Annotated in this window: 18 protein-coding genes and 3 pseudogenes; 16 read left to right on the top strand and 5 right to left on the bottom strand. The window is 73.6% G+C overall.

The window, feature by feature from the left end; translation table 11 throughout:
* Positions 1 to 476 precede the first annotated feature (476 nt).
* Together Sdagh_RS26465 and Sdagh_RS26460 are read left to right on the top strand one after the other, a co-directional pair.
* Entirely contained in the window at positions 477 to 1,442 is a 966-nt protein-coding gene (locus Sdagh_RS26465; protein ID WP_189422973.1) for a glycoside hydrolase family 6 protein, read from the top strand.
* Between the two features lie 127 nt (positions 1,443 to 1,569).
* Positions 1,570 to 2,994, top strand: a complete 1,425-nt coding sequence (locus Sdagh_RS26460; protein WP_189422975.1) for an endo-1,4-beta-xylanase — start codon at positions 1,570 to 1,572, stop codon at positions 2,992 to 2,994.
* Positions 2,995 to 3,260: 266 nt separating this feature from the next.
* On the opposite strand, the pseudogene Sdagh_RS26455 reads toward Sdagh_RS26460, so the two are convergent.
* Positions 3,261 to 3,347: pseudogene (locus tag Sdagh_RS26455) on the bottom strand (XRE family transcriptional regulator); the annotation flags it as partial.
* A 115-nt stretch (positions 3,348 to 3,462) separates the two neighbouring features.
* Here Sdagh_RS26455 and Sdagh_RS26450 point away from each other — a divergent pair.
* The 3 genes and pseudogenes from Sdagh_RS26450 to Sdagh_RS26440 form a co-directional block, all read left to right on the top strand.
* Positions 3,463 to 3,876: pseudogene (locus tag Sdagh_RS26450) on the top strand (NAD(P)H-dependent oxidoreductase); the annotation flags it as partial.
* Between the two features lie 696 nt (positions 3,877 to 4,572).
* Entirely contained in the window at positions 4,573 to 5,532 is a 960-nt protein-coding gene (locus Sdagh_RS26445; RefSeq protein WP_190077721.1) for a HipA family kinase, read from the top strand.
* Complete coding sequence (locus Sdagh_RS26440; protein ID WP_189422979.1) at positions 5,529 to 5,816, top strand: Rdx family protein; 288 nt, start codon at positions 5,529 to 5,531, stop codon at positions 5,814 to 5,816. The genes Sdagh_RS26445 and Sdagh_RS26440 overlap by 4 nt, the downstream gene beginning before the upstream one ends.
* Position 5,817: 1 nt before the next feature.
* Here Sdagh_RS26440 and aceB read toward each other — a convergent pair whose 3' ends face one another.
* Together aceB and Sdagh_RS26430 are read right to left on the bottom strand one after the other, a co-directional pair.
* Entirely contained in the window at positions 5,818 to 7,440 is a 1,623-nt protein-coding gene (gene aceB / locus Sdagh_RS26435; RefSeq protein ID WP_189422981.1) for a malate synthase A, read from the bottom strand.
* Positions 7,441 to 7,574: 134 nt separating this feature from the next.
* Positions 7,575 to 8,243, bottom strand: coding sequence for a nucleotidyltransferase family protein (locus Sdagh_RS26430; protein WP_190077720.1), 669 nt, complete (start codon positions 8,241 to 8,243; stop codon positions 7,575 to 7,577).
* Between the two features lie 327 nt (positions 8,244 to 8,570).
* Between Sdagh_RS26430 and Sdagh_RS26425 the strand changes: the two genes are divergently transcribed.
* Positions 8,571 to 8,882 carry a DUF5955 family protein gene (locus tag Sdagh_RS26425; RefSeq protein WP_189423059.1) on the top strand — a complete coding sequence of 104 codons (312 nt, stop codon included), beginning with the start codon at positions 8,571 to 8,573 and terminating at the stop codon, positions 8,880 to 8,882.
* A gap of 42 nt (positions 8,883 to 8,924) precedes the next feature.
* Here the strand turns inward: Sdagh_RS26425 and Sdagh_RS26420 are convergent, their stop codons facing one another.
* Complete coding sequence (locus tag Sdagh_RS26420) at positions 8,925 to 9,734, bottom strand: IclR family transcriptional regulator (protein WP_189422984.1); 810 nt, start codon at positions 9,732 to 9,734, stop codon at positions 8,925 to 8,927.
* 256 nt (positions 9,735 to 9,990) lie between these two features.
* Here Sdagh_RS26420 and allB point away from each other — a divergent pair, with 256 nt between their 5' ends.
* Both allB and alc read left to right on the top strand, forming a co-directional pair.
* Positions 9,991 to 11,328 (top strand): allantoinase AllB, encoded by a 1,338-nt coding sequence (allB, locus tag Sdagh_RS26415; protein ID WP_190077719.1) that lies wholly within the window; start codon positions 9,991 to 9,993, stop codon positions 11,326 to 11,328.
* A gap of 46 nt (positions 11,329 to 11,374) precedes the next feature.
* On the top strand, positions 11,375 to 12,490 hold the full coding sequence (gene alc / locus Sdagh_RS26410; protein WP_189423061.1) for an allantoicase: 1,116 nt from the start codon (positions 11,375 to 11,377) through the stop codon (positions 12,488 to 12,490).
* 181 nt (positions 12,491 to 12,671) lie between these two features.
* On the opposite strand, the pseudogene Sdagh_RS26405 reads toward alc, so the two are convergent.
* A pseudogene (locus Sdagh_RS26405) lies at positions 12,672 to 13,009 on the bottom strand (guanyl-specific ribonuclease).
* Between the two features lie 218 nt (positions 13,010 to 13,227).
* Between Sdagh_RS26405 and Sdagh_RS26400 the strand changes: the two are divergent.
* From Sdagh_RS26400 to Sdagh_RS26365, 8 genes are all read left to right on the top strand, one after another.
* Positions 13,228 to 13,965, top strand: coding sequence for a GntR family transcriptional regulator (locus Sdagh_RS26400; RefSeq protein WP_189423064.1), 738 nt, complete (start codon positions 13,228 to 13,230; stop codon positions 13,963 to 13,965).
* Positions 13,966 to 14,147: 182 nt separating this feature from the next.
* Positions 14,148 to 15,152 carry a sugar ABC transporter substrate-binding protein gene (locus tag Sdagh_RS26395; protein WP_190011301.1) on the top strand — a complete coding sequence of 335 codons (1,005 nt, stop codon included), beginning with the start codon at positions 14,148 to 14,150 and terminating at the stop codon, positions 15,150 to 15,152.
* Positions 15,149 to 16,189, top strand: a complete 1,041-nt coding sequence (locus tag Sdagh_RS26390; RefSeq protein WP_190077718.1) for an ABC transporter permease — start codon at positions 15,149 to 15,151, stop codon at positions 16,187 to 16,189. The genes Sdagh_RS26395 and Sdagh_RS26390 overlap by 4 nt, the downstream gene beginning before the upstream one ends.
* Positions 16,186 to 16,977, top strand: a complete 792-nt coding sequence (locus Sdagh_RS26385) for an ATP-binding cassette domain-containing protein (RefSeq protein ID WP_190011302.1) — start codon at positions 16,186 to 16,188, stop codon at positions 16,975 to 16,977. The genes Sdagh_RS26390 and Sdagh_RS26385 overlap by 4 nt, the downstream gene beginning before the upstream one ends.
* A gap of 235 nt (positions 16,978 to 17,212) precedes the next feature.
* A complete protein-coding gene (locus Sdagh_RS26380; RefSeq protein ID WP_189423000.1) occupies positions 17,213 to 18,361 on the top strand; it encodes an ROK family glucokinase in 1,149 nt (382 codons plus the stop codon).
* The gene (locus Sdagh_RS26375) at positions 18,358 to 18,939 is read left to right on the top strand and encodes a sugar kinase (RefSeq protein ID WP_190011303.1); all 582 of its coding nucleotides are present in this window, start codon (positions 18,358 to 18,360) and stop codon (positions 18,937 to 18,939) included. The genes Sdagh_RS26380 and Sdagh_RS26375 overlap by 4 nt, the downstream gene beginning before the upstream one ends.
* A 147-nt stretch (positions 18,940 to 19,086) precedes the next feature.
* Positions 19,087 to 22,065 (top strand): SCO1167/SCO6262 family helicase, encoded by a 2,979-nt coding sequence (locus Sdagh_RS26370; RefSeq protein WP_190077747.1) that lies wholly within the window; start codon positions 19,087 to 19,089, stop codon positions 22,063 to 22,065.
* Positions 22,062 to 24,533 (top strand): SWIM zinc finger family protein, encoded by a 2,472-nt coding sequence (locus tag Sdagh_RS26365; RefSeq protein ID WP_190077717.1) that lies wholly within the window; start codon positions 22,062 to 22,064, stop codon positions 24,531 to 24,533. The genes Sdagh_RS26370 and Sdagh_RS26365 overlap by 4 nt, the downstream gene beginning before the upstream one ends.
* The last annotated feature ends 710 nt before the right edge of the window (positions 24,534 to 25,243 follow it).

Below are 25,243 nucleotides of genomic sequence, written 5' to 3'. Positions count from 1 at the left end.
GCCCCGGTCGCCGGCAGCCGCATCCCCGCACGCGGGCGGGTGAGCTGCCGTAACAGCGCGTACCCGGTCCGGTCGTTCACATGCCAGGCCCTGAGACCGTCACGGACGCGGTCCCGCTTCGAAATTTCGACCGGCATTCGGAAACTTCATCATCCGAAGGATGTCGACGGACCCTAGGGATGTCGCTGGCGCTGTCAACACTTCCGCCAGGATTGCTCGGTCACCGGCCTCTCGATGGCGCGATCGGCCCCGAATGTTTCGGGATGCGGGGCGAATTCTGCGAGAAGGATTGACGGCGCGTGCTGGGCTCATATCATCCAGAAAGCTCGACAGACCGTCCCGCATTCGGCATTCCGAACGTGCGGCAGCTTGCTCATTCCGCGCGAGACCGGGATGCCGCCAGCTCCGCTTGTCATGCCCGCATCAATCAGGCACCGCGCTTCCCGCTCCCCGACCCAGGAGAACGAGGTTCCGTCATGCGCCGCAGACTCCGCGCCTCGGCCGCAGCGCTCATCGCCCTGCCGCTGGCGTTCGCCGCCGCACCGTCCGCCCACGCGGCCGACCCGACCACCATGACCAGCGGGTTCTATGTGGACCCCGACTCCAGCGCGAAAAGGTGGGTGGCCGCCAACCCCGGCGACGGCCGGGCCGCCGCGATCAACGCCTCGATCGCCAACACCCCGATGGCCCGCTGGTTCGGTTCCTGGAGCGGCACCATCGGCACCGCCACGGGCGCCTACGCCGGAGCGGCCGACCGCCAGGACAAGCTGCCGCTCCTCGTCGCCTACAACATCTACAACCGCGACTACTGCGGCGGCCACTCCGCCGGCGGAGCCGCGTCGCCGTCCGCCTACGCCGACTGGATCGCCCAGTTCGCCGGCGGGATAGCGGCCCGCCCGGCCGTCGTCATCCTCGAACCGGACTCCCTGGGGGACTACGGCTGCATGTCCCAGGCACAGATCGACGAACGCGAAGCCATGCTCTCCGGCGCCCTCGCCCAGTTCGCCCGCCAGGCCCCCAACACCTGGGTCTACATGGACGCCGGCAACCCGCGCTGGGCCGACGCGGCGACCATGGCCCGGCGCCTCCACGAGGCCGGCCTCCGCCAGGCCCACGGCTTCTCGCTCAACGTCTCGAACTACTTCACCACCGCCGAGAACACCGCCTACGGCAACGCCGTCAACAGCGAACTCAGCGCCCGCTACGGCTACACCAAGCCGTTCGTCGTGGACACCAGCCGCAACGGCAACGGCTCCGACGGGCAATGGTGCAACCCCGCGGGCCGCCGCATCGGCACGCCCACCCGGACGGGCGGCGGCGCCGAGATGCTCCTGTGGATCAAGACCCCGGGCGAGTCGGACGGCAACTGCGGCGTCGGAACCGGCTCCACCGCCGGACAGTTCCTCCCCGAGGTCGCCTACAAGATGGTCTACGGCTACTGACAGGGGTCCCCGGCGCCCACCGGACGTCCCACGCCCTCCCCCTCACTCCGCACTCCGCACTCCGCACTCCAGACACTCCAGACACTCCAGTCCCTCCCTCCCTCATGTCGACCTTGGAGGCACAGTCATGGGCTCATACGCCCTTGCCGGACCGGCCGTCCGCCGGAAGACCCGCGGCCTGCTGCTGGCGCTGCTCGTCGGCGTCCTCGCGGTGGTCGCCGCACTGGTCGCGCCGCCGACCGCCCAGGCGGCGGAGAGCACACTAGGCGCCGCGGCGGCGCAGAGCGGCCGCTACTTCGGTACCGCCATCGCCTCGGGCAAGCTGGGTGACTCGGCGTACACGACGATCGCCAACCGCGAGTTCAACTCGGTCACGGCCGAGAACGAGATGAAGATCGACGCCACCGAACCGCAGCGGGGCCAGTTCAACTTCACCGCCGCCGACCGGGTCTACAACTGGGCGGTGCAGAACGGCAAGCAGGTACGCGGCCACACCCTGGCCTGGCACTCCCAGCAGCCCGGCTGGATGCAGAGCCTCAGCGGCAGCGCGCTGCGCCAGGCGATGATCGACCACATCAACGGCGTGATGGCCCACTACAAGGGCAAGATCGCCCAGTGGGACGTCGTGAACGAGGCCTTCGCCGACGGCAGTTCGGGCGCCCGGCGCGACTCCAACCTGCAGCGCACCGGCAACGACTGGATCGAGGTCGCCTTCCGCACCGCGCGCGCCGCGGACCCGTCCGCCAAGCTCTGCTACAACGACTACAACGTCGAGAACTGGACCTGGGCCAAGACCCAGGCCATGTACAACATGGTCCGGGACTTCAAGCAGCGCGGCGTCCCGATCGACTGCGTCGGCTTCCAGTCCCACTTCAACAGCGGCAGCCCCTACAACAGCAACTTCCGCACCACCCTGCAGAACTTCGCCGCCCTCGGCGTCGACGTGGCCATCACCGAGCTCGACATCCAGGGGGCCTCGGCCACGACCTACGCCAACGTGACCAACGACTGCCTGGCCGTCCCGCGCTGCCTCGGCATCACCGTCTGGGGCGTGCGCGACACCGACTCCTGGCGATCGGGCGACACACCGCTGCTGTTCAACGGCGACGGCAGCAAGAAGCCCGCCTACACCGCCGTCCTCAACGCACTGAACGGCGGTACCTCCACGCCCCCCACGGACGGCGGACCGGTCAAGGGCGTCGGCTCGGGCCGCTGCCTGGACGTGCCCGGCACCAGCACCACCGACGGCACCCAGCTCCAGCTGTGGGACTGCCACAGCGGCACCAACCAGCAGTGGACGTACACCACCGCGGGTGAACTCAGGGTGTACGGCGACAAGTGCCTGGACGCCGCCGGCACCGCCAGCGGCACCAAGGTCCAGATCTACGGCTGCTGGGGCGGCGACAACCAGAAGTGGCGCCTCAACTCCGACGGAACCATCGTCGGCGTCCAGTCCGGCCTCTGCCTCGACGCCGCCGGCACCGCCAACGGCAGCCCGATCCAGCTCTACACCTGCGCGAACGGGAGCAACCAGCGCTGGACCCGCGCCTGAGCGGATCCGCCCCCGACGACAGCGCACCGGGTCGCCGCCACCACGGCGGCGACCCTCGCGGTGTTTCCCTGCCGGCGGATTCGTGATGCGGCGGTTCCCCATGGGAACGGTCTTCCTGGTCGGCAACGGGATCGGCCTGCTGGTAATGGTCCCGCTGGTGCTGACCAGCGTCACCGGCCTGAGCACCCTCCAGCTCGGCCCCTTCCTGATCCCTGGCGGGGCGGCGATCTCGATCGTGGCGGCCCTGAGCAGCCGGGTCACGACCGCTGGCGGCGGCTGTCGGTGGGGATGCCGGCGGCCACCGGGTCGCCCCGGGACCGCCGGGTCCGCAGGAAGCCCGCGAGATCGTCCATGTGCCTCATGGCTTGGGCAGGGCCCGTGAGGATGGTCCCGCCGTTACCAGGAGGTCCCGGCCGATGGATGAGGAGCCCCTGAACGCCGGACGGCGGGACGCCCAGGATCGGAGGCATCCGATCCGAAGGAGTTCCCAGGAAGACGCCGATCGTCTACGCCCACCCGGAGCCGAAGTCGCTCAACGGCTCGCTGAAGGATGTCGCGGTCTCCACGCTGGAGTCCGCCGGGCACGAGGTACGGGTGAGCGATCTCTATGCGATGAACTGGAAGGCGGTCGTGGACGCCACGGACTACGGCCCCGACACATCGAGCCCGCTGAAGGTCGCCCGGGACTCGGGCAGCCGGGCCTTCGACGCCGGAACGCTCGCGCCGGACGTCCGCGCCGAGCAGGAGAAGCTGCTGTGGGCCGACACGCTCGTCTTCCCGTTCCCGCTGTGGTGGAACACGATGCCCGCGATCCTCAAGGACTGGGTGGACCGGGTGTTCACCTCCCGCTTCGCGTACGGCGTCGGCGAGCACCGCGACACGTGAAGGAGGGACTGGAACCGGCGGGCCGCACGGGTTTCGGGCCGCACGTGCGCCGTTGACCGCCAGCGATGGAACAGGACGAGCTGAGGCGCGGACCCGATAACAGCCCGGGAGCCCGCGCCGCGCCCGGCAGGCAGTCGCGTCCGTCACCGCAGTCGGCCCGCGCCCCCTCCTTCGAGGCGGTGCGCATGCCGGTCTCGACCATGAAGGCGCGGATGACGACTCCCGGACGGGCCCCCGCGGGCGTGGTCAGGTACCTTCGGCGACGTCATCGCGGTGAACGCGTGGAACACTTGCACACAAGAAGCCCGCGCCGGCCAAGGCCGGCGTCATCCGGCCCCAGGCCGAGGGGACGAGGCGGTGGCAGGGGGAAGCGGCCCCGCAGGGCGGTTCCACGTGCCGCGGCACACCTCCGCGTCGATCATGCTGGAGGAGGGCGAGTCGGTGGTGACGTCGGCCCGTCGGCCGGGGCACTCCTCACCGGCGATCACCCTCGGTTACTATGCACACTTCATGCCGGAGGCCGGGAGCAAGGGGCGCAGGGCCGTCGACGCACTGCTGGAGAGGACGGGAGGCAGCATGCCGGTCCGAACTCCCCAGATCCTCCCCATGGCTGATCCCGGACGGACTCACCCGATGAGCGGTTCAAGGAGTGGTCGTGGAACGCAAGGCCAAGTGGGCGGTTCGGGTTCAGGAATGCTGAGGCACGTCACCGCCACCCGCTACATCGAACCCCTCACCACCGGCGGCTCCGTCCCCGCCGTCGTCGAGGCCGACGACCTCGGGACCTACGTGGTGAAGTTCACCGGCTCCGCGCAGGGCCGCAGGGCGCTGGTCGCCGAGGTGATCGTCGGGGAGCTGGCGCGGGCGCTGGGGCTGCGCTTCCCCGAGCTGGTGCTGGTCGGCTTCGACCCGGTGATCGCCGCGGACGAGCCGCACCAGGAGGTGCGCGAACTCCACCGGGCCAGCGCCGGCGTCAACCTGGGCATGGACCATCTCCCGGGCGCCGTCGACTTCACCCCCGAGGCCGCCCGGACCTTCCCGGTCGACCCGGTGGAGGCGGGGCGGATCGTCTGGTTCGACGCCCTCACCGCCAACGTCGACCGGACGGTGCACAGCTCGAACCTGATGATCTGGCCGACCCTCGGCACCGTCCCGCCCCGGCTCTGGCTGATCGACCACGGCGCCGCCCTCGTCTTCCACCACCGGTGGGAGAGCGCGGACCCCGCCAAGGCGTACGACTTCCGCCACCACGCCCTCGGCCGCTACGCCCCCGACGTGCGGGCCGCCGACGCGGAACTGGCGCCGAGGGTCACCGAGGGGCTGCTGCGCGGGATCGCCGCCGAGGTCCCGGACGCCTGGCTCGCCGCCGAGGAGGGCTTCGCCGGCCCCGACGACGTACGCCGGGCCTACGTCGACCACCTGTACGCGCGCGTCCGGGCCTCCGCGGCCTGGCTCCCCACCGACTTCCCCACCGGGGACGAACTCGCCGCCGAGGACGCCCGCCGGGCGGAGCGCACCCGGCGGGGCCGTCCGGACTGGCTCAAACGCGTCCCCGACCTGCACGGCAAACCGGGAGCGGCCCAGGACTGGTCGGTCCACCTGGGCGGCGGCACCGGCGGGAAGACGGACCGACAGGAAGGACACGGCGGATGACGGACGACGAGCGGCGCGTGGAGATCGAGTACTGCACCCAGTGCCGCTGGCTGCCGAGGGCGGCCTGGCTGGCGCAGGAACTGCTCACCACCTTCGAGGCGGAGCTGACCGAGGTGGCGCTGAAGCCCGGCACCGGGGGCGTCTTCGTCGTCCGGGCCGCCGGCGAGGTCGTCTGGGACCGCCGGGAGCACGGCTTCCCGGAGCCGACGGCCGTCAAGAAGGCCGTACGCGACCGAGTGGCCCCGGGCAGGACCCTGGGCCACTCGGAGAAGACCGGCCGGTGACTCAGCCCTTGAGCTGCTCGTACGCCGGCAGGGTCAGGAAGTCGGCGTAGTCCTCGTCGAGGGCGACCGTCAGCAGCAGGTCGTGGGCCTGCTGCCAGTTGCCGGCCGCGAACGCCTCGTCGCCGATCTCCGCGCGGATGCCCGCCAGTTCCCCGGCGGCGACCTCGCGGGCCAGTTCGGCGGTGACCGGCTCGCCGTTGTCCAGGACGACACCGGCGTTGATCCACTGCCAGATCTGGGAGCGGGAGATCTCGGCGGTGGCCGCGTCCTCCATGAGGTTGAAGATGGCGACCGCGCCGAGGCCGCGCAGCCACGCCTCGATGTAGCGGATGCCGACCTGGACGGCGTTGACCAGACCCGCGTACGTCGGCCTGGCGTCCAGGGAGTCGATGGCGATCAGGTCGGCCGCCTTGACGTCGACGTCCTCGCGCAGGCGGTCCTTCTGGTTCGGCTTGTCGCCGAGGACCTTGTCGAAGGACTCCATGGCGATCGGGACCAGGTCGGGGTGGGCGACCCAGGAGCCGTCGAAGCCGTCGTTCGCCTCGCGGTCCTTGTCGGCGCGGACCTTCTCGAAGGCCACCTTGTTGACCTCGGGGTCCTTGCGGGACGGGATGAACGCCGCCATGCCGCCGATCGCGTGCGCGCCGCGCTTGTGGCAGGTGCGCACGAGGAGTTCGGTGTACGCCCGCATGAAGGGGGCGGTCATCGTGACCGCGTTGCGGTCCGGGAGCACGAACCGGGCGCCGCCGTCACGGAAGTTCTTGACGATGGAGAAGAGGTAGTCCCAGCGCCCGGCGTTCAGCCCGGAGGCGTGGTCGCGCAGTTCGTAGAGGATCTCCTCCATCTCGTACGCGGCGGTGATCGTCTCGATCAGGACGGTGGCGCGGACCGTGCCCTGCGGAATGCCGGCGTAGTCCTGCGCGAAGACGAAGATCTCGTTCCAGAGGCGGGCCTCCAGGTGGGACTCCGTCTTCGGGAGGTAGAAGTACGGGCCCTTGCCGAGGTCCAGCAGGCGCCGCGCGTTGTGGAAGAAGTACAGGCCGAAGTCGACCAGGGCGCCGGGGACGGGGCGGCCGTCGAGCCGGAGGTGACGCTCGTCCAGGTGCCAGCCGCGGGGGCGCATGACGACCGTGGCGAGTTCGTCGGCGGCCTTGAGCGCGTACGTCTTGCCGGACCTCGGGTCGGTGAAGTCGATGTTCCGGGTGTAGGCGTCGATCAGGTTGAGCTGGCCGAGGACGACGTTCTCCCAGGTGGGGGCCGAGGCGTCCTCGAAGTCGGCGAGCCAGACCCTGGCGCCGGAGTTCAGCGCGTTGATGGTCATCTTGCGGTCGGTGGGGCCGGTGATCTCCACCCGGCGGTCGTTCAGCGCGGCGGGGGCCGGGGCGACCTTCCAGGAGTCGTCCGCGCGGATCGCGGCGGTCTCCGGGAGGAAGTCCAGCGTGCAGGTGCGGGCGATCTCGGCGCGGCGCTCGGCGCGGCGGGCGAGGAGTTCGTCACGCCGGGGGGTGAACCGGCGGTGCAGCTCGGCCAGGAAGGCGAGGGCCGCGTCCGTGAGGACCTCCTCCTGCCGGGGCAGGGGCTCGGCGTCGACGATGGCCAGCGGAGACGGCGCTGGTGCGGACATGAGCTGTCACTTCCTTCGAACAGGCACAGGCACTTCTGAGGCACAGGCACTTCTGATCACGGAGTAGCACAACGGATAGTAGTTTCCTCATGGTGGAAGTTCAATGGTTTGTTGATGTCGAGATACCGCGTGGTTCACTCCCTCCGCCCCGGGCTCCTCCGCCCCGGGCTCCTCCGCCCGGGGTTCTCCTGTCCGGGGCGCCCTTGCCCGAGGTGGACGAGATCCGCCTCGGTGTCGATGTCGTAGGGCCGCGCCACGTCACCGCACTCCACGAGCGTGATCTCCCGCGCGTGCTCCTTGAGGTAGGCCCGCGCCCCCCGGTCGCCCTCGGCCGCCGCGGCCACCCCCGCCCAGTGGTCCGCGCCGAGCAGCACCGGATGCCCCCGGACACCGGCGTACGCGGCCGAGGCGAGCGTCGCCGCGTCCCGGAAGGCGCCCCGGACCCGGGCCACCGCCTCCGCGCCGATGCCGGGCTGGTCCACCAGGCAGACCAGCGCCCCCCGGGCGCCCGTCCCGGCCAGCGACTGGAGACCGGCCCGCAGGGACGACCCCATGCCCCGCTCCCACTCCGGGTTCTCCACCACCACGCACCCGTCCAGCGCCGCCCGCGCGCGTACGTCATCGGCTCGCGCCCCCAGCACGACGTGCACGCGGGCGCAGCCACCCGCGCGCAGGGTGCGCACCGCATGCTCGGCCAGGGGGCGGCCACGGTGTTCCAGCAGGGCCTTGGGGCGTCCGCCGAGGCGCCGCCCGCCGCCCGCCGCGAGCAGCAGGGCGATGACCTGGTCTTCGTACTCCGTCATGGGTCCTGCATACCGGAGCGCGCGGCCGACACCCCGGCGGGCGCCGGGTTTCGGGGGACTTGTTTTCGGCCTGCGCTGTGGCGCGGGCCCGCCGGGGTGGCGTTTACTGACCCGCGTCCCCCCGGCGCCCACCAGCGTCCTCGGGGATGCGGGCGCCATCAGGGGGCAAGGGGAATGAAGCACGAGAGGGCGCACAACGGCGTGCGAGGGGGAGGGACCGTGTTGCGTGGCGTGGGGCGGGAGCGCATGGCCGACGGCGTGGGACGGGAACGGACGACCGCGGGCGCGGGCCGGGAGCGAGCGACCGCGGACGTGGGTCAGGAGCGCGTGGCCGCCGGTGAAGAGGACGTGCGGGTGCGGGAGTTGCGGACCGCGGTGGCCCGGCTGCGCCGGCTGCTCGCCGCGTTGCCCGCGGAGTTCCCGGACCGGGGCATCGCCGAGGAGGAGCTGGCCGGTCTCGCCGCCATGGCGGCGGACGGCGTGCCGGAGGTGCCGCGGCTGCGGCGCTCCCTGCTGCTGCTCGCCGGCGCGATCGGCTCGGTCAGCGCCCTGTCGGCCGGGCTGACGGAGGTCCGGCACGCGGTCGAACTCTTCGGAGAGCCGCCGCGTCGCCGCGCCGCTGAGCCGCCGCGCCGCTGAGCCGCCGCGCCGCAGCGCCGTCGAGGCGCGGGGGCGCCCCGGTCAGGCGGCCGGGCCGCCGTGCCCGGAGGCGAGGAGGGTCTCCGACAGCTCCGCCGCCACCTGCCGCAGGACCGGCACGATGGTGGCGGTCGCGGCCTCGGTGACCCGGCCGGCCGGGCCGGAGATCGAGATGGCCGCGGCGGTGGGGGAGTCGGGCACGGACACGGCCAGGCAACGCACCCCGATCTCCTGCTCGTTGTCGTCGATCGCGTACCCCTGCCGCCGGACCTCTTCCAGCGCCGCGAGGAACCCGTCCGGCGTGGTGATCGTCTTCTCCGTCGCGGCGGGCATCCCGGTGCGGGCCAGCAGCGCCCGTACCTCCTCCGGCGGGAAGGAGGCGAGCAGCGCCTTGCCCACGCCGGTGGAGTGCGGCAGCACCCGCCGGCCGACCTCGGTGAACATCCGCATCGAGTGCTTGGACGGCACCTGGGCCACGTACACGATCTCGTCGCCGTCCAGCAGCGCCATGTTCGCCGTCTCGCCGGTTACCTCGACCAGCCGGGCGAGATGGGGGCGCGCCCAGGTGCCGAGCAGCCGGGACGCCGACTCGCCGAGCCGGATCAGCCGAGGCCCGAGCGCGTACCGCCGGTTGGGCTGCTGACGGACGTACCCGCAGGCCACCAGGGTGCGCATCAGGCGGTGGATGGTGGGCAGCGGCAGTCCGCTGCTCGCGGACAGCTCGCTGAGGCCGACCTCGCCGCCCGCGTCCGCCATCCGTTCGAGCAGGTCGAAGGCGCGCTCCAGGGACTGGACGCCGCCGCTCGCGGCGGGCCTGGCGGAGTCGGTGGTGCTGGCGCTGGACGTCGGCACGGCGCGTTCCTTTCGGGGCGGACGGGAGGGCAGAAGCCTACCCGGCGGCCGGTTGACTCCCTGCTTGTGCATAGCTACGTTCTGCTTGTCGAAATAGTAATTCCGCTTTGTGGAAACGTCTAGAGGTTCCATCGCGCGCCGGCCCCCGGCGCGCGGTGCCCCTTGACGGCGCGCGGGAGGCGGAGGGAAGCTCCTTCAACAGAACGTTGAAGTCCGTTACGTGGCGGTTAACACGTATACAGCGAGAGGGGTTCGGGTGTCCGGAGCTGAACTGGTGCTGCGTTCCACACGGGTCGTCACACCCGAGGGGACGCGCGCCGCGTCGATCCAGGTGACCGGGGAGACGATCACGGCCGTCCTGCCGTACGACGCCCCCGTCCCGGCCGGTGCCCGCGTCGAGGACGTCGGCGACCACGTCGTCCTGCCCGGCCTGGTCGACACCCACGTGCACGTCAACGACCCCGGCCGCACCGAGTGGGAGGGCTTCTGGACCGCCACCCGGGCCGCCGCGGCCGGCGGCGTCACCACCCTCGTCGACATGCCGCTCAACTCCCTCCCGCCCACCACCACCGTCGACCACCTGGAGACCAAGCGGAAGGTCGCCGCCGACAAGGCCCACGTCGACGTCGGCTTCTGGGGCGGCGCGCTCCCGGACAACGTGCCCGACCTGCGCCCGCTGCACGAGGCCGGCGTCTTCGGCTTCAAGGCGTTCCTCTCCCCGTCGGGCGTGGACGAGTTCCCGCACCTCGACCACGAGCAGCTCGCCCGCTCCCTGGCCGAGATCTCCTCCTTCGGCGGCCTGCTGATCGTGCACGCCGAGGACCCGCACCACCTGGCCGCCGCCCCGCAGCAGGGCGGCCCGCACTACCGGAACTTCCTCGCCAGCCGCCCGCGCGACGCCGAGAACACCGCCATTGCCGCCCTCATCGCCCAGGCGAAACGGTTCGACGCCCGCGTCCACGTCCTGCACCTGTCCTCCAGCGACGCGCTCCCGCTGATCGCCGAGGCCAGGGCCGAGGGCGTCCGCCTCACCGTCGAGACCTGCCCCCACTACCTCACCCTGACCGCCGAGGAAGTCCCGGACGGCGCCAGCGAGTTCAAGTGCTGTCCGCCCATCCGCGAGGCCGCCAACCAGGACCTGCTGTGGCAGGCGCTGGCCGACGGCACCATCGACTGCGTGGTCACCGACCACTCGCCGTCCACCGCCGACCTCAAGACCGACGACTTCGCCACCGCCTGGGGCGGCATCTCCGGCCTCCAGCTCAGCCTGCCGGCCATGTGGACCGCCGCCCGCGCCCGCGGCCACTCCCTGGAGGACGTCGTCCGCTGGATGTCCGCGCGCACCGCCGCCCTGGTCGGACTGACCGGCAAGGGCGCCATCGAGGCGGGCCGCGACGCCGACTTCGCGGTCCTCGCCCCCGACGAGACGTTCACCGTCGACCCGGCCGACCTCCAGCACCGCAACCGCGTCACCGCGTACGCGGGCCGCACCCTGTACGGCGTCGTGAAGTCCACCTGGCTGCGCGGCCGACGCGTCGTGCACGAGGGCGCGTTCACCGAACCGAAGGGACGGCTCCTCTCCCGCACCCCCTGACCCTCTCCCGACCGTGCCCGACGACCGAAAGGCAGAACTGATCACCGTGACGGCGACCTCGATGTTCACCGGCGACGCGAACCCCTACGCGGGCGGCGACCCGTACGCGGACTACCGCACCGCCGACTTCCCCTTCACCCACCTCGCCGACCTCGCCGACCGGCGGCTCGGCGCCGGTGTCATCGCCGCCAACGACGAGTTCTTCGCCCAGCGCGAGAACCTGCTGGTGCCCGAGCGGGCCGAGTTCGACCCCGAGCACTTCGGCCACAAGGGCAAGGTCATGGACGGCTGGGAGACCCGCCGCCGCCGCGGCGCCTCCGCCGAGCACCCCTGGCCCACCGCCGACGACCACGACTGGGCGCTGGTCCGCCTCGGCGCGCCCGGGGTGATCCGCGGCATCGTCGTCGACACCGCCCACTTCCGCGGCAACTACCCGCAGGCCGTGTCGGTCGAGGCCACCTCGGTGCCGGGTTCCCCGTCGCCCGGGGCCCTCCTCGCCGACGACGTGAAGTGGACGACGCTCGTCCCCCGTACCGCCGTCGGCGGCCACGCCGCCAACGGCTTCGCGGTCGACGCCGAGCAGCGCTTCACCCACCTCCGCGTCAACCAGCACCCCGACGGCGGCATCGCCCGCCTGCGGGTGTACGGCGAGGTCGTCCCGGACCCCGCCTGGCTCGCCGCGCTCGGCACCTTCGACGTGGTCGCGCTGGAGAACGGCGGCCGGGTCGAGGACGCCTCCAACCTCTTCTACTCGCCGGCCACCAACACCATCCAGCCGGGCCGCTCCCGCAAGATGGACGACGGCTGGGAGACGCGCCGCCGCCGCGACCAGGGCCACGACTGGATCTCCTACGGCCTGGCCGGCCGCTCCGCGATCCGCGCGCTGGAGATCGACACGGCCTGCCTGAAGGGCAACGCGGCCGGCTGGGCCTCGGTCTCCGTACGCGACGGCGAGGACGGCGAGTGGCGCGAGATCCTGCCCCGCACCCGCCTGCAACCCGACACGAACCACCGTTTCGTGCTCCCCGAGGAGGCCGTCGGCACGCACGCGCGCGTGGACATCTTCCCCGACGGCGGCATCTCCCGCCTGCGGCTGTTCGGCTCCCTCACCGAGGACGGCGCGGCCCGCCTCGCCGCCCGCCACCAGGAACTGGGCGGCTGACGCACGGCCCGACCGGCCCGCCGGGTGGCCGGAGCCCTTCCGTCCGCCTGGCCGGCCTTCCTGCTGTCCCGCGCGGGGTGAGCGGGTCACGTGCCTCGCCCCGCGGCCGGAAGGCGTGGGGGGTCCGCGGGGCGAGGGGCGGAAGGCGCCCGGGGCCGGACGCGGCACGTCGGGGCGATGCTCAGCAGTCGTGGTCGACCAGGTCGAACGACGCGTAGTGGTCCGCCGTGCAGTAGTCCTCCTGGTACTCCTCGCCGGTGACGATGCGCCGGGCGCCGCGGGTGGCGGAGCCGAGCGTGATCACCGTGTACTCGGGGTAGTACCCGCCCGCCCGGCTGGGCAGCACGCCCTCGCGGTTCCGGAAGACGGTGCCGTCCTGCTCGTACGGGAAGGGGCCGCCCCGCTCGATCAGGGCCAGGGTGTCGTGGGCCTGCGCGGAAACAGGTCGCTGTGGCAGATGCCGCCGACGGCCGCGACGGAGGTGTCCGCGGAGTGCGCCGCGGCGGTCCCGCCGACGATGACAAGCTCACCTTCCCCCGTGCGGGCAGCGGACCTTTCCGCCGTTCGACGTGCGGGCCGTGGTGCCGCCGGGCGCGGTGACCCCGCCGGTGGAGGGGGTGGCCGGACGCCTGTGGACCGTGCTGCCATATGTCCGGACAATCGGACGACACGACTTCCCGTCAACCGCGCGCGAGGCTACGCTCGGTCACGTGCCGAAACCAGAAGTGGACCCGACCGTGGCGCTCGGCCTCGGCGTCGACCGCGGCAGCCCGGTGCCGCTGTACTTCCAGCTCTCGCAGCAGCTGGAGGCGGCCATCGAGCGCGGCGCGCTGACCCCGGGAAGCCTGCTGGGCAACGAGATCGAGCTGGCCGCCCGGCTCGGCCTGTCCCGGCCCACGGTCCGCCAGGCCATCCAGTCCCTCGTCGACAAGGGCCTCCTCGTCCGCCGCCGCGGAGTCGGCACCCAGGTCGTCCACAGCCAGGTCAAACGCCCCCTGGAGCTGAGCAGCCTCTACGACGACCTGGCGGCGGCCGGCCAGCGCCCCGGCACGACGGTGCTGGTCAACGATGTCGTCCCGGCGCCCGCCGAGGCCGCCGCCGCGCTCGGCCTGGGGGAGGGGAGCGAGGTCCACCACGTGGAGCGGCTGCGGCTGGCCCACGGCGAGCCGATCGCGTACCTGTGCAACTACCTGCCCCCCGGCCTCCTCGACCTCGGCACCCGCCAGCTGGAGGCCACCGGCCTCTACCGGCTGATGCGGGGCGCCGGGATCACCCTGCACAGCGCCCGCCAGTCCATCGGGGCCCGCGCCGCCACCGCCGCCGAGGCCGAGCGGCTCGGCGAGGACCCGGGTGCCCCGCTGCTCACCATGCGGCGCGCGACGTACGACGACACGGGCCGCGCCGTCGAGTACGGCACCCACACCTACCGGCCCTCCCGGTACTCCTTCGAGTTCCAGCTCCTCGTACGGCCCTGAGCCGCCGCCCGCGCACGCCGCAATGTCCTGACAAGGTGGCCGGCACCCGCCCCCCGCGTGCCGCCTCCGGCGCCCGTGCCCGACAATAGGGCGTTTGGGTCGGTGGGCCCACCGGTCCTCACGCGGGACAGAACCACCACAGAACGCCGCAAGACAGCACACAGCAAGAAGGGCACCGCCTCGTGGCACGGTTTCGGACCTGGACAGGCATCGCGCTGGCAGGGGCATTGTCACTCTCCCTCGTCGGATGCAGCAGTACCGGCGGCAAGCGCGCCGAGGACGCCCGGAAGGCCGCCGCGGCCCAGGGGAGGGCGGCGGTGGACACGCCCCGCTGGACCGTCGCGATGATCACCCACTCGGGAGACGGCGACACCTTCTGGGACATCGTCCAGAGCGGCGCCGAGCAGGCCGCCGTCAAGGACAACATCAACTTCCTGTACTCCCACGACGACGAGGCCCAGCAGCAGGCGCAGCTCGTGGACGCCGCCGTGGACAAGAAGGTCGACGGGATCATCGTCACGCTCGCCAAGCCGGACGCCATGAAGGCAGCCGTGGCCCGCGCGGTCAAGGCCGGCATCCCGGTGGTCACCGTGAACTCCGGGTCGGCCGAGTCCAAGGAGTTCGGCGCGCTCACCCACATCGGGCAGGACGAGACGATCGCCGGCGAGGCGGTCGGCGAGGAACTGAACGAACGCGGCCGCAAGAGCGCCGTCTGCGTCCTGCACGAGCAGGGCAACGTCGGCCACGAACAGCGCTGCGACGGCGTAGAGAAGACCTTCGACGGCAAGCTCCAGCGGCTCTACGTCACCGGCACCAGCATGCCGGACGTGCAGTCCGCCCTGGAGGCCAAGCTCCAGACCGACAAGAGCGTCGACACCGTCGTCACGCTCGGCGCGCCGTACGCGGACACCGCCGTCAAGGCCAAGGAGGGCGCGAACAGCAAGGCCGAGATCGACACCTTCGACCTCAACGCCAAGGTCGCGGCCGGCCTGAAGAACGGCACCCTCGGGTTCGCCGTCGACCAGCAGCCCTACCTCCAGGGGTACGAGGCCGTCGACCTGCTCTGGCTCTACCGGTACAACGCCGACGTCCTCGGCGGCGGCCAGCCCGTGCTCACCGGCCCGCAGATCATCACCGAGGACGACGCCGACGCGCTGGCCGACTACACGGAGCGGGGCACCCGATGACCGCCACCGACGCCCCGGCCGCCGACGAGAGGATCCTGCGGGCCTCGCCGCTGCGGAAGCTGCTGGGCCGCCCCGAGCTGGGCTCGGTCGTCGGCGCGATCGCCGTCTTCCTCTTCTTCGCCTTCGCCGCCGACAGCTTCCTGCGCGCCTCCAGCCTCAGCACGGTCCTGTACGCCTCCTCCACCATCGGCATCATGGCCGTCCCGGTGGCGCTGCTGATGATCGGCGGGGAGTTCGACCTCTCGGCGGGGGTCATGGTGACCTCCTCCGCCCTGCTGTCGTCGATGTCCAGCTACCAGATGACCGCGAACGTCTGGGTCGGCGTGGGCGTGTCCCTCCTGGTCACCCTCGCCCTCGGTGCCTTCAACGGCTTCATGCTCAGCCGCACCCGGTTGCCCAGCTTCATCATCACGCTGGGCACCTACCTGATGCTGATCGGCATGAACCTCGGCTTCACCAAGCTGATCGACGACACCGTCTCCACCAAGTCCATCGCCGACATGGAGGGCTTCACCTCCGCCAAGGCGGTCTTCGCCTCGACGGTCACCCTCGGCGGCGTCGACTTCAAGATCACCATCCTGTGGTGGGTCGTCCTGGTCGCGCTGGCGAGCTGGGTCCTGCTGCGCACCCGCGCCGGCAACTGGATCTTCGCGGTAGGCGGCAACCAGGACGCGGCCCGCGCGGTCGGCGTCCCGGTGACGAAGACCAAGATCGGCCTCTACATGGGCGTCGCCCTCGGCGCCTGGATCTCCGGTCAGCACCTGCTCTTCTCGTACGACGTCGTCCAGTCAGGCGAGGGCGTCGGCAACGAGCTGATCTACATCATCGCCGCCGTCATCGGCGGCTGCCTGATCACCGGCGGCTACGGCAGCGCGGTCGGCTCGGCGGTCGGCGCGCTCATCTTCGGCATGACCAGCAAGGGCATCGTCTTCGCCGAGTGGAACCCCGACTGGTTCAAGTTCTTCCTCGGAGCGATGCTGCTCCTCGCGACCCTGCTCAACGCCTGGGTCCGCAAGCGCGCGGAGGCCACCAAGTGACCCAGCCATCGAGTCGTACGCCCCTCGTGGAACTGTCGGACGTCAGCAAGCAGTACGGCAACGTCCGCGCCCTGGAGGGCGTCTCCCTGACGGCCCGCGCCGGCGAGATCACCTGCGTGCTCGGCGACAACGGCGCCGGCAAGTCCACCCTCATCAAGATCATCGCGGGGCTCCACCAGCACGACGGCGGCACCCTCGCCCTGGACGGCGAGGAGACCCGTCTCTCCTCGCCCCGCGAGGCCCTGGACCGGGGCATCGCCACCGTCTACCAGGACCTGGCCGTCGTACCGCTCATGCCGGTGTGGCGCAACTTCTTCCTCGGCTCCGAGCCGCGCAAGGGCGCCGGCCCCTTCAAGCGCATGGACGTCGACCACATGCGCCGCACCACCCGCGCGGAGCTGCTCCGCATGGGCATCGACCTGCGCGACGTCGACCAGCCCATCGGCACCCTCTCCGGCGGCGAGCGCCAGTGCGTGGCGATCGCCCGCGCGGTGTACTTCGGCGCGAAGGTGCTGGTCCTGGACGAGCCGACCGCCGCGCTGGGCGTGAAGCAGTCGGGCGTCGTCCTGAAGTACGTGGCCGCGGCCCGCGACGAGGGCCTGGCCGTCGTCTTCATCACGCACAACCCGCACCACGCGTACCTGGTGGGCGACCGTTTCGTCCTCCTCAAGCGCGGCACGATGACCGGCAACCACACCCGCGACGAGATCACCCTCGACGAACTGACCCGCCAGATGGCGGGCGGCAACGAACTCGAGGATCTCCGCCATGAGCTGGAACGCCGCTGAGGGCGCTGACTCCGCTCCCCTTGCGCCGACGGCCCAGGGGCGCGGGGAACCGCGCGCTCGACCACGACTCACCCGCACCCGCCCCCGGGGCCGGGTCCTCCCCTGAAGGGCGCGAGGAACCGCGCACCCGGACCGGGCGCCCCGCACCCCTCCCCTCCCGCCCACCATCCCCCCCACCCAGCCGCCACCCGCAGGGTTCGGCACCCACCACCCCCGTACGGCACAATCGCACCCGATGAGCACCTACCGCGACCTCACCGCCCCCATCGGCTCCCGCCGGGCCACGGCGCTGCGCACCGTCGGCACCAGGGAACGCCGTTCCCACCTGACGGCCCCCCGCGTCCCCACGGTCGGCATCGACATCGGCGGCACCAAGGTGATGGCGGGCGTCGTGGACGCCGACGGCACCATCCTGGAGAAGGTCCGCGCGGAGACCCCGGACAAGTCCAAGAGCCCCAAGGTCGTCGAGGACACCATCGTCGAACTGGTCCTGGACCTCTCCGACCGCCACGACGTCCACGCGGTCGGCATCGGCGCGGCCGGCTGGGTCGACGCCGACCGCAACCGCATCCTCTTCGCCCCCCACCTGTCCTGGCGCAACGAGCCCCTGCGCGACCGCCTCTCCGGCCGCCTCTCCGTGCCCGTCCTCGTGGACAACGACGCCAACACCGCCGCCTGGGCGGAATGGCGCTTCGGCGCCGGCCGCGGCGAGGACCACCTCGTCATGATCACCCTCGGCACCGGCATCGGCGGCGCCATCCTGGAGGACGGCCAGGTCAAGCGAGGCAAGTACGGCGTCGCCGGCGAGTTCGGGCACATGCAGGTCGTCCCCGGCGGCCACCGCTGCCCCTGCGGCAACCGCGGCTGCTGGGAGCAGTACAGCTCGGGCAACGCCCTGGTCAGAGAGGCCCGCGAGCTGGCCGCCGCCGACTCCCCGGTGGCGTACGGGATCATCGAGCACGTCAAGGGCAGCATCGGTGACATCACCGGCCCGATGATCACCGAGCTGGCCCGTGAGGGCGACGCCATGTGCATCGAGCTGCTCCAGGACATCGGCCAGTGGCTCGGCGTCGGCATCGCCAACCTCGCCGCCGCCCTGGACCCGTCCTGCTTCGTGATCGGCGGCGGCGTCAGCGCCGCCGACGACCTGCTCATCGGCCCCGCCCGCGACGCGTTCAAGCGCCAGCTCACCGGCCGCGGCTACCGCCCCGAGGCCCGGATCGTCCGTGCCCAGCTCGGCCCCGAGGCCGGCATGGTCGGCGCCGCCGACCTGGCCCGCCTGGTCGCCCGCCGCTTCCGCCGCGCCAAGCGCCGCCGGGTGGAACGCCACGAGCGGTACGAGCGCTACGCGCAGACCCGCCGTGCGGAGCGGGAGGCGCTGTGACGGGAGCCGTAGCGCCGCACGGCGGACCCGCGAAGGAATCCGGGTCCCCGGCCGAGGACCGCCGGCACATGATCCGCCGCCGGGCGCTCACCCTGCTCATCATCGTGCTGCTGATCGGCGTCCCGGCGGGCTACCTGCTGATCTCCGCCGAGCAGAGCCGCAGCAGCGGCCGGGACAAGGAGGAGAAGTACTCCGCGACCGGGCTGACCGAGGGCTGGCCCTCCAAGCTCCAGCGCCGCCTCTACCAGATCCCCGTCCCGCACCCGGCCGGCAAGGTCGCGTACTACGAGACGAACAACTGGAAGACCAGCCGCCTCTACATCCAGTTCGAGACCAGCGCCGCCGGACTGGACGCCTTCCTCGCGGGCGTCGGCGTCGACCGGGGCGATCTGGAGCGGGACGACATCTCCATCAGCGACCGCGACCGGCGGGTCACCGGCTGGGACTTCTCCGCGCCGGGCCAGTGGTGGGGTCTGATCCACACCCAGGAGAACCCCGCCCCCACCCAGGACATCGTGATCAACCTCGCCAACCCCCAGACGCCGATGGTCTACGTCGTCTCCCGCACCGTCCCCTGACCGGCCCGCGGCAGGAGTCCGGAGCCGATTGTCAGACCCCGCCCGTAGAGTCGAAGACAGGTGGTCCGACGACGGGTCGGTCCGGCGACGGGCCGGTCCGGCGACGGGCCGGTCCGACGACGGGAGGTGGCAGGACGTATGAGCGGCATGACAGCGGCGCCCGGGCGGGAAGTACCGGGCGGCGAGGCGGACCCGGCCGCGCGCGTCCCCGTCCGCCTCGCCGCCGTCTTCCTGCCCGCCGCGCTCCCACGCGAGAGCCGGATCGCCTTCTGGGACCCGGACACGGCGGAGCGACCGGAGGCACGGGCACCGATCGACGCACCGACCCCCTACGAGCCACGGACACCACCCGGCCCAGGGGCGTGGCCCGAGCCGCGCCCGCCGGAGCCGGACGCACCGGCCGAGCCGGCCGTGAGCCCGCTCACCCCCGCCCCGCTCACGGTCGTACGGCGCCACGGTTCCCGCGTACGCCGCAGGATCGTCCCCGCGCTGACCCTCAGCGTCGAGGAGGCGCTCCCCCTGCTGGTGCGCGCCCGGCACGACCCGGCCGCGCATCCCGCCACCGCCTGCTGGGGCGCCGCCGCCCTGCACGCCCTGCGGCTCGCCGCGCGCGGCCGGCTGCTGCCCGGCCTGACCGCCGACGGCCACGACGCCTGGCGGGCCGGCCCGCTGGAGCCGGACGACATCGCCCACCTGCGGGCCGTCGCCGCCGCCCTGCCGCCCGAGGGCCACGCGGTGCCGCTGGACGGCCCCGGGCCGCTCCGGCTGCCCGAACCCCGCGCGCTGGTCCGCGCCTTCCTGGACGCGGTCACCGACACCCTGCCCCGCACCCCGGCGGCACCGCACGCCCTCGGCCGGCCCTTCGCCGCCCGCCCCGCCCAGCGGCTGCCCGGCGCGCGGGACTGGGCCGCCGAGGTCGCCGCCGGCATGGACGCCGGGGTGCGGATCTCGCTGCGCCTGGACCTGTCGCCGTTCGACCTGTTCGACGCTTCGGGGCTGGGCGACGCGGACAGCGGGCGCGGCCGGGCCGCCGGCGCCGCGGTGGTCCAGGTGCACAGTCTGGCCGACCCCACCCTGGTGGCCGACGTCGCCGATCTGTGGTCGGGCGCGGCGGACCCGGCGTTCGGCCCCCGCGCCCGGGTGGACACGGCGCTCGCGGTGCGCCGCGCCGCCCGGACCTGGCCCCCGCTGGACCGGCTCACCGAGCAGGACGTGCCCGACGTACTGGCCCTGTCCGAGGAGGAGCTGACCGACCTGCTCGGCGTCGCGGCCACCCGGCTCGCCGCCACCGGCGTCGCCGTCCACTGGCCCCGCGACCTGGCCCAGGACCTCACCGCGACGGCCGTGGTCCGGCCCGCGCCCGGCTCGGCGACCGACGGTACCGGCTTCTTCGAGAGCGGCGACCTGCTCCGGTTCGGCTGGCAGCTCGCCCTCGGCGGCGACCCGCTCACCGAGGCCGAGATGGACCGGCTCGCCGAGGCGCACCGCCCGGTCGTCCGGCTCCGCGACCGCTGGGTGCTGGTCGACCCCGCGCTGGTCCGCCGCGCCCGCAAGCGGGACCTCGGCCTCCTCGACCCGGTCGACGCGCTGTCCGTGGCCCTCACCGGCACCGCGGAGGTCGACGGTGAGACGGTGGAGGCGGTGCCGGCCGGCGCGCTGGCCGCCCTCCGCGACCGGCTGACCGCGGGGCTGCGCCCCGCCGAGCCGCCGCCCGGCCTCGCCGCCACCCTCCGCGACTACCAGCTCAAGGGCCTGGCCTGGCTGGACCTGATGACCTCGCTCGGGCTCGGCGGCTGCCTCGCCGACGACATGGGCCTCGGCAAGACGATCACCCTGATCGCGCTGCACCTGAAGCGGGCCCGTCCCGAGCCCACCCTCGTGGTCTGCCCGGCGTCCCTGCTGGGCAACTGGCAGCGGGAGATCAGCCGGTTCGCCCCCGGCGTCCCCGTCCGCCGCTTCCACGGCCCCGGCCGCACCCTGGACGGCCTGTCCGGCGGGTTCGTCCTCACCACCTACGGCACCATGCGCTCGGCGGCGGCCCTCCTCGCCGACCGGCCGTGGGGCATGGTCGTCGCCGACGAGGCCCAGCACGTCAAGAACCCCTACTCGGCGACGGCGAAGGCCCTGCGCACCATCCCGGCCCCCGCCCGCGTCGCCCTCACCGGCACCCCGGTGGAGAACAACCTCTCCGAGCTGTGGGCCCTCCTCGACTGGACCACCCCCGGCCTGCTGGGCCCGCTGAAGTCCTTCCGCGCCCGGCACGCCCGCGCGGTGGAGACCGGCGAGGACGAGGAGGCGGCGGCCCGGCTGGCCCGCCTGGTCCGCCCGTTCCTCCTGCGCCGCCGCAAGTCCGACCCCGGCATCGTCCCCGAGCTGCCGCCGAAGACCGAGACCGACCACCCCGTGCCGCTCACCCGGGAGCAGGCCGCCCTGTACGAGGCGGTGGTGCGCGAGTCGATGGCGGCCATCGAGACGGCGGAGGGCATCGCCCGCCGGGGCCTGGTGCTGAAGCTGCTGGGCGCGCTGAAGCAGATCTGCGACCACCCCGCGCTGTACCTCAAGGAGGACCACCGGCGGCAGGGCGACGGCGCGGCCGTCCGTTCCGGCAAACTGGCCCTGCTCGACGAGCTGCTGGACACGGTGCTCGCGGAGGACGGCTCGGTCCTGGTCTTCACCCAGTACGTCGGCATGGCCCGCCTCCTCACCGCCCACCTCTCCGCCCGCGCGGTCCCCGTCGAGCTGCTGCACGGCGGCACCCCGGTGCCGGAGCGCGAGCGGATGGTCGACCGTTTCCAGGACGGCGCCACGCCGGTCCTGGTGCTGTCCCTGAAGGCGGCGGGCACCGGCCTCAACCTCACCCGGGCCGGCCACGTCGTCCACTTCGACCGCTGGTGGAACCCGGCCGTCGAGGAACAGGCCACCGACCGCGCCTACCGCATCGGCCAGACCCAGCCCGTCCAGGTCCACCGCCTGGTCACCGAGGGCACGGTCGAGGACCGCATCGCGGAGATGCTCGCCGCCAAGCGCGCCCTCGCCGACGCGATCCTCGGCTCCGGCGAGTCCGCCCTCACCGAGCTGACCGACCGGGAGCTGTCCGACCTGGTCTCCCTGCGGAGGCCGGCATGACCTCCCGGCCCGCCGACGAGGCCCGCCGTGCGCTGCGCGCCGCACGCGAACGACAGGGCGCACCGGCGTCCGCCGAGCCGCGGCCGGCCGAGCGCGCATCGCCCGCAGCCCCCCGCCCGGGCGACGCGGCCCGCGCGGCACTGCGCCGCGCGGCGTCCCCGCAGCCCCCCACGGCCGAGGACCAGGACGCGTCACCGGCCCGTCCTGAGGAGGGCGACGACACGCCCCCGCCCCCGGCTTCCCGCCGCACCCGCCCCGCCTTCGCCCCGCCCCGGCCGGACGCCGGCCCGACTGCGGCGCCGGCCTCGGCGTCCCCTGCTCGCGATGAGGCCCGGCCCGCTCCCGGTCCGCCCGCCGGGGAGCCGGCCCCGCCCTCCGCCGGCCCGGCCAAGGCCGCGTCCCGGGCCGCCGCCGGCGGCACCGGTACGGCCGCGGCAGCCGCCCCCGATGCGGACGGGACTTCGCCCGCCCCGGGGCCGCACGACGTGCCGACTCCGCCCCCGTCCGCCGGGGACCAGCCCGCGGCCTCCGAGGCGGAGACGTCCGCTCCCGCCCGCCCCGGGGACGGCGCGCGGGAGGCGTTGCGGGCAGCGCGCCGTCAGGCCCGTCAGGCCCGGGAGACCGCGTCCGCGCGCAGGCCCGGTTCCGGGCGCCGTCCGGTGCGCTCCCCGTCCGCCGCGGACGCCCGCGCCCGCACCGTACGCGACCTGCTGGCGCACGCCTTCCGGCCGCCGTACCAGGAGGAGCCCTCCGGGGACGCCGCAGCCCCCGCCGCACCTCGGCCGCTTTCCGAGGACGCGGCTGCCCCCGCCGCACTCCGGCCACCCTCCGAGGACGCGGCGGCCTCCGCCGCACCCTCCTCGCCCGCCGCAGGAAGCGACTCCACCGGCACCCCGCCGCACCGGCCGTCCGACGCCCCGGCGGGCAACCCGACCGCCACTCCGACGCACCTGCCGGACAACGACCCGCCGCACCGGCCGTCCGCCGCCCCGGCGGGCAACCCGACCACCACTCCGACGCACCTGCCGGACAACAATCCCCCGCAGCGGCCGTCCGACGCCCCGGCGGACGGGCGCACCAACACCCCACCGCACAAGCCGGCCGCCACCACCCCTACCGCATCCACCAACCCTCCGCCCCCCACCGGAGCCCCGGACGACGACGCCCCCGCCCTCGAAGCCGCACCCCCTCGGACACCCCCCTCCATGGCCGCTCCCCGCCGGGACGGCGAGCTGCGGCGGACCTTCCCCGCGTTCCCGCCGGGCCCCTCCGCCGGGCCGGGCTTCGCGGGGACCTGGTGGGGCAACGCGTGGGTCACCGCGCTGGAGGAGGGCGCCCTGGACGCGGGGCGTCTGGCGCGGGGGCGGACGTATGCCGAGCGCGGGCATGTCGACGCCATCACCGTCACGCCCGGACTCGTCCTCGCCTACGTCCAGGGCAGCCGCCCCCGGCCGTACCGCGTGCAGGTACGGCTGCGCACCCTGGACGACACCGACTGGGACCGCTTCCTCGACACCGCCGCCGAGCGGCCGGGACACATCGCCGCCCTCCTCGACAAGGAGTTGCCGCCCTCGCTCGCGGACTGCGGGGTCCGCCTGCTCCCCGGCCCGGGCGACCTCGCCCCGCGCTGCAACTGCCCCGACTCCGGCCACCCCTGCAAGCACGCCGCCGCCCTCTGCTACCAGACGGCACGGCTGCTCGACGCCGATCCGTTCGTGCTGCTCCTGCTGCGCGGCCGGGGCGAGCGCGAGCTGCTCGACGCCCTGTCCCGGCTGAGCGCCGCCCGCGCGGCCCGCGCCGCCCAGGGCGAGGAACCGGCGGCGTTCCCCGGCGTCCGTGCCACCGAGGCGCTGACCCCCCGCGCCCTTCCGCCCCTGCCGCCGCCGCTGCCCGCCCCGCCCCATCCCGAGCAGCCCCCCGCCTATCCGGCGGCGCCCGGCGGTCCGGACCCCTTCGCCCTGGACCAGTTGGCCACCGACGCCGCCGCCCGCGCCCACGCCCTGCTCACCACCGGCCGGGACCCGGTCGGCGGGCTGACGCTGTGGCAGGACGCGGTGCGCCTGGCCGCCGCCCGGCCGGGGTCCGGTCTCACCGCCGGGACCCGCGCCCTCTACTCCTCCCTGGCCCGGGCGGCCGGCCGTGACACGGCCGAGCTGGCCCGTGCGGTGGCCGCCTGGCGGCAGGGCGGCGCGGAGGGACTGAGCGTCCTGGAGGAACCGTGGGACCCGCCGGCCGGACGGTTCGACCGGGCCCGGCCGCTGCTGCTCGCCGCCGACCTGCCGGCGTTCCGCCCGTGGCGCAACCACCTCACCCACCCCGGCGGCCACATCCAGCTCCGCCTGGGCCGCGACGGCCTGTGGTACGCCTACGAGTCCGAGCCGGACCGCGACGACTGGTGGCCCCGCGGCACCCCGGACCTCGACCCGGTGGGCGCCCTCACCGGCCTGGGCGCGGCCGACGGGAACTGACCGGCCCGCGCGGGGCGCGGGGGCGGCCCCGGGGCATCGGGAGGTCCAGGGACGTGGACTCGGCAGCGGGTCCGGCTGCCAGATGACCGGGTCCGGTCACACGTGCGCGGAGGGCGCCAGCCGGCACGGGCCGGTCGCGGAGTCCGCGGGGACCACCCAGCCGACCTCCTGGGAGGCGGTGTACTCCGTCCGCCGGGGGACGGACCACATGGCCGGGTCCGCGCGGAACGTCCCGCCGGCGGCACGCTGACGGTGTGGGCGCCCGTCGCCCGTGGGACAGGCGTGGAACCCGCGGTGCCGGGGCGTACCGGACCCGGACGGTGGCGCCGACCGGGCGCGGTCCCGGGTCGGTGATCTCGACGGCGGAAACGACGTGGTCCTGGGTGACCCGGGCGCACACCCGCCAGACGGCCGGCTCCGGCCCGGCGAACGGCACCCCGTACCGGCTGTCCTCCCCGAGCGGCCCCTCAGCTGATCGCCCACGGCCGGCCCCGCACCTGAACCCGGCCACCACCCGACCATGGCGGCGGCGCCCGGCAGGCCGGCGAGCCGGACGGCACCGACCGGGTCTTCGCGGCCACCGAGTCCGGCGGTACCCGGACCTCCCGGTCCGTCGTCCCCGGAGTATCGGCGGACCGGCTCGCGGTACGCCGTGACAGCGACGGCGGTGACGTGCTCCACCTGCCCGACACCACCCGCCGGACCCCGTA

Source organism: Streptomyces daghestanicus (assembly GCF_020521275.1).
GTDB lineage: Bacteria > Actinomycetota > Actinomycetes > Streptomycetales > Streptomycetaceae > Streptomyces > Streptomyces griseoviridis.
This window is presented reverse-complemented; position numbering and strand designations above follow the sequence as displayed.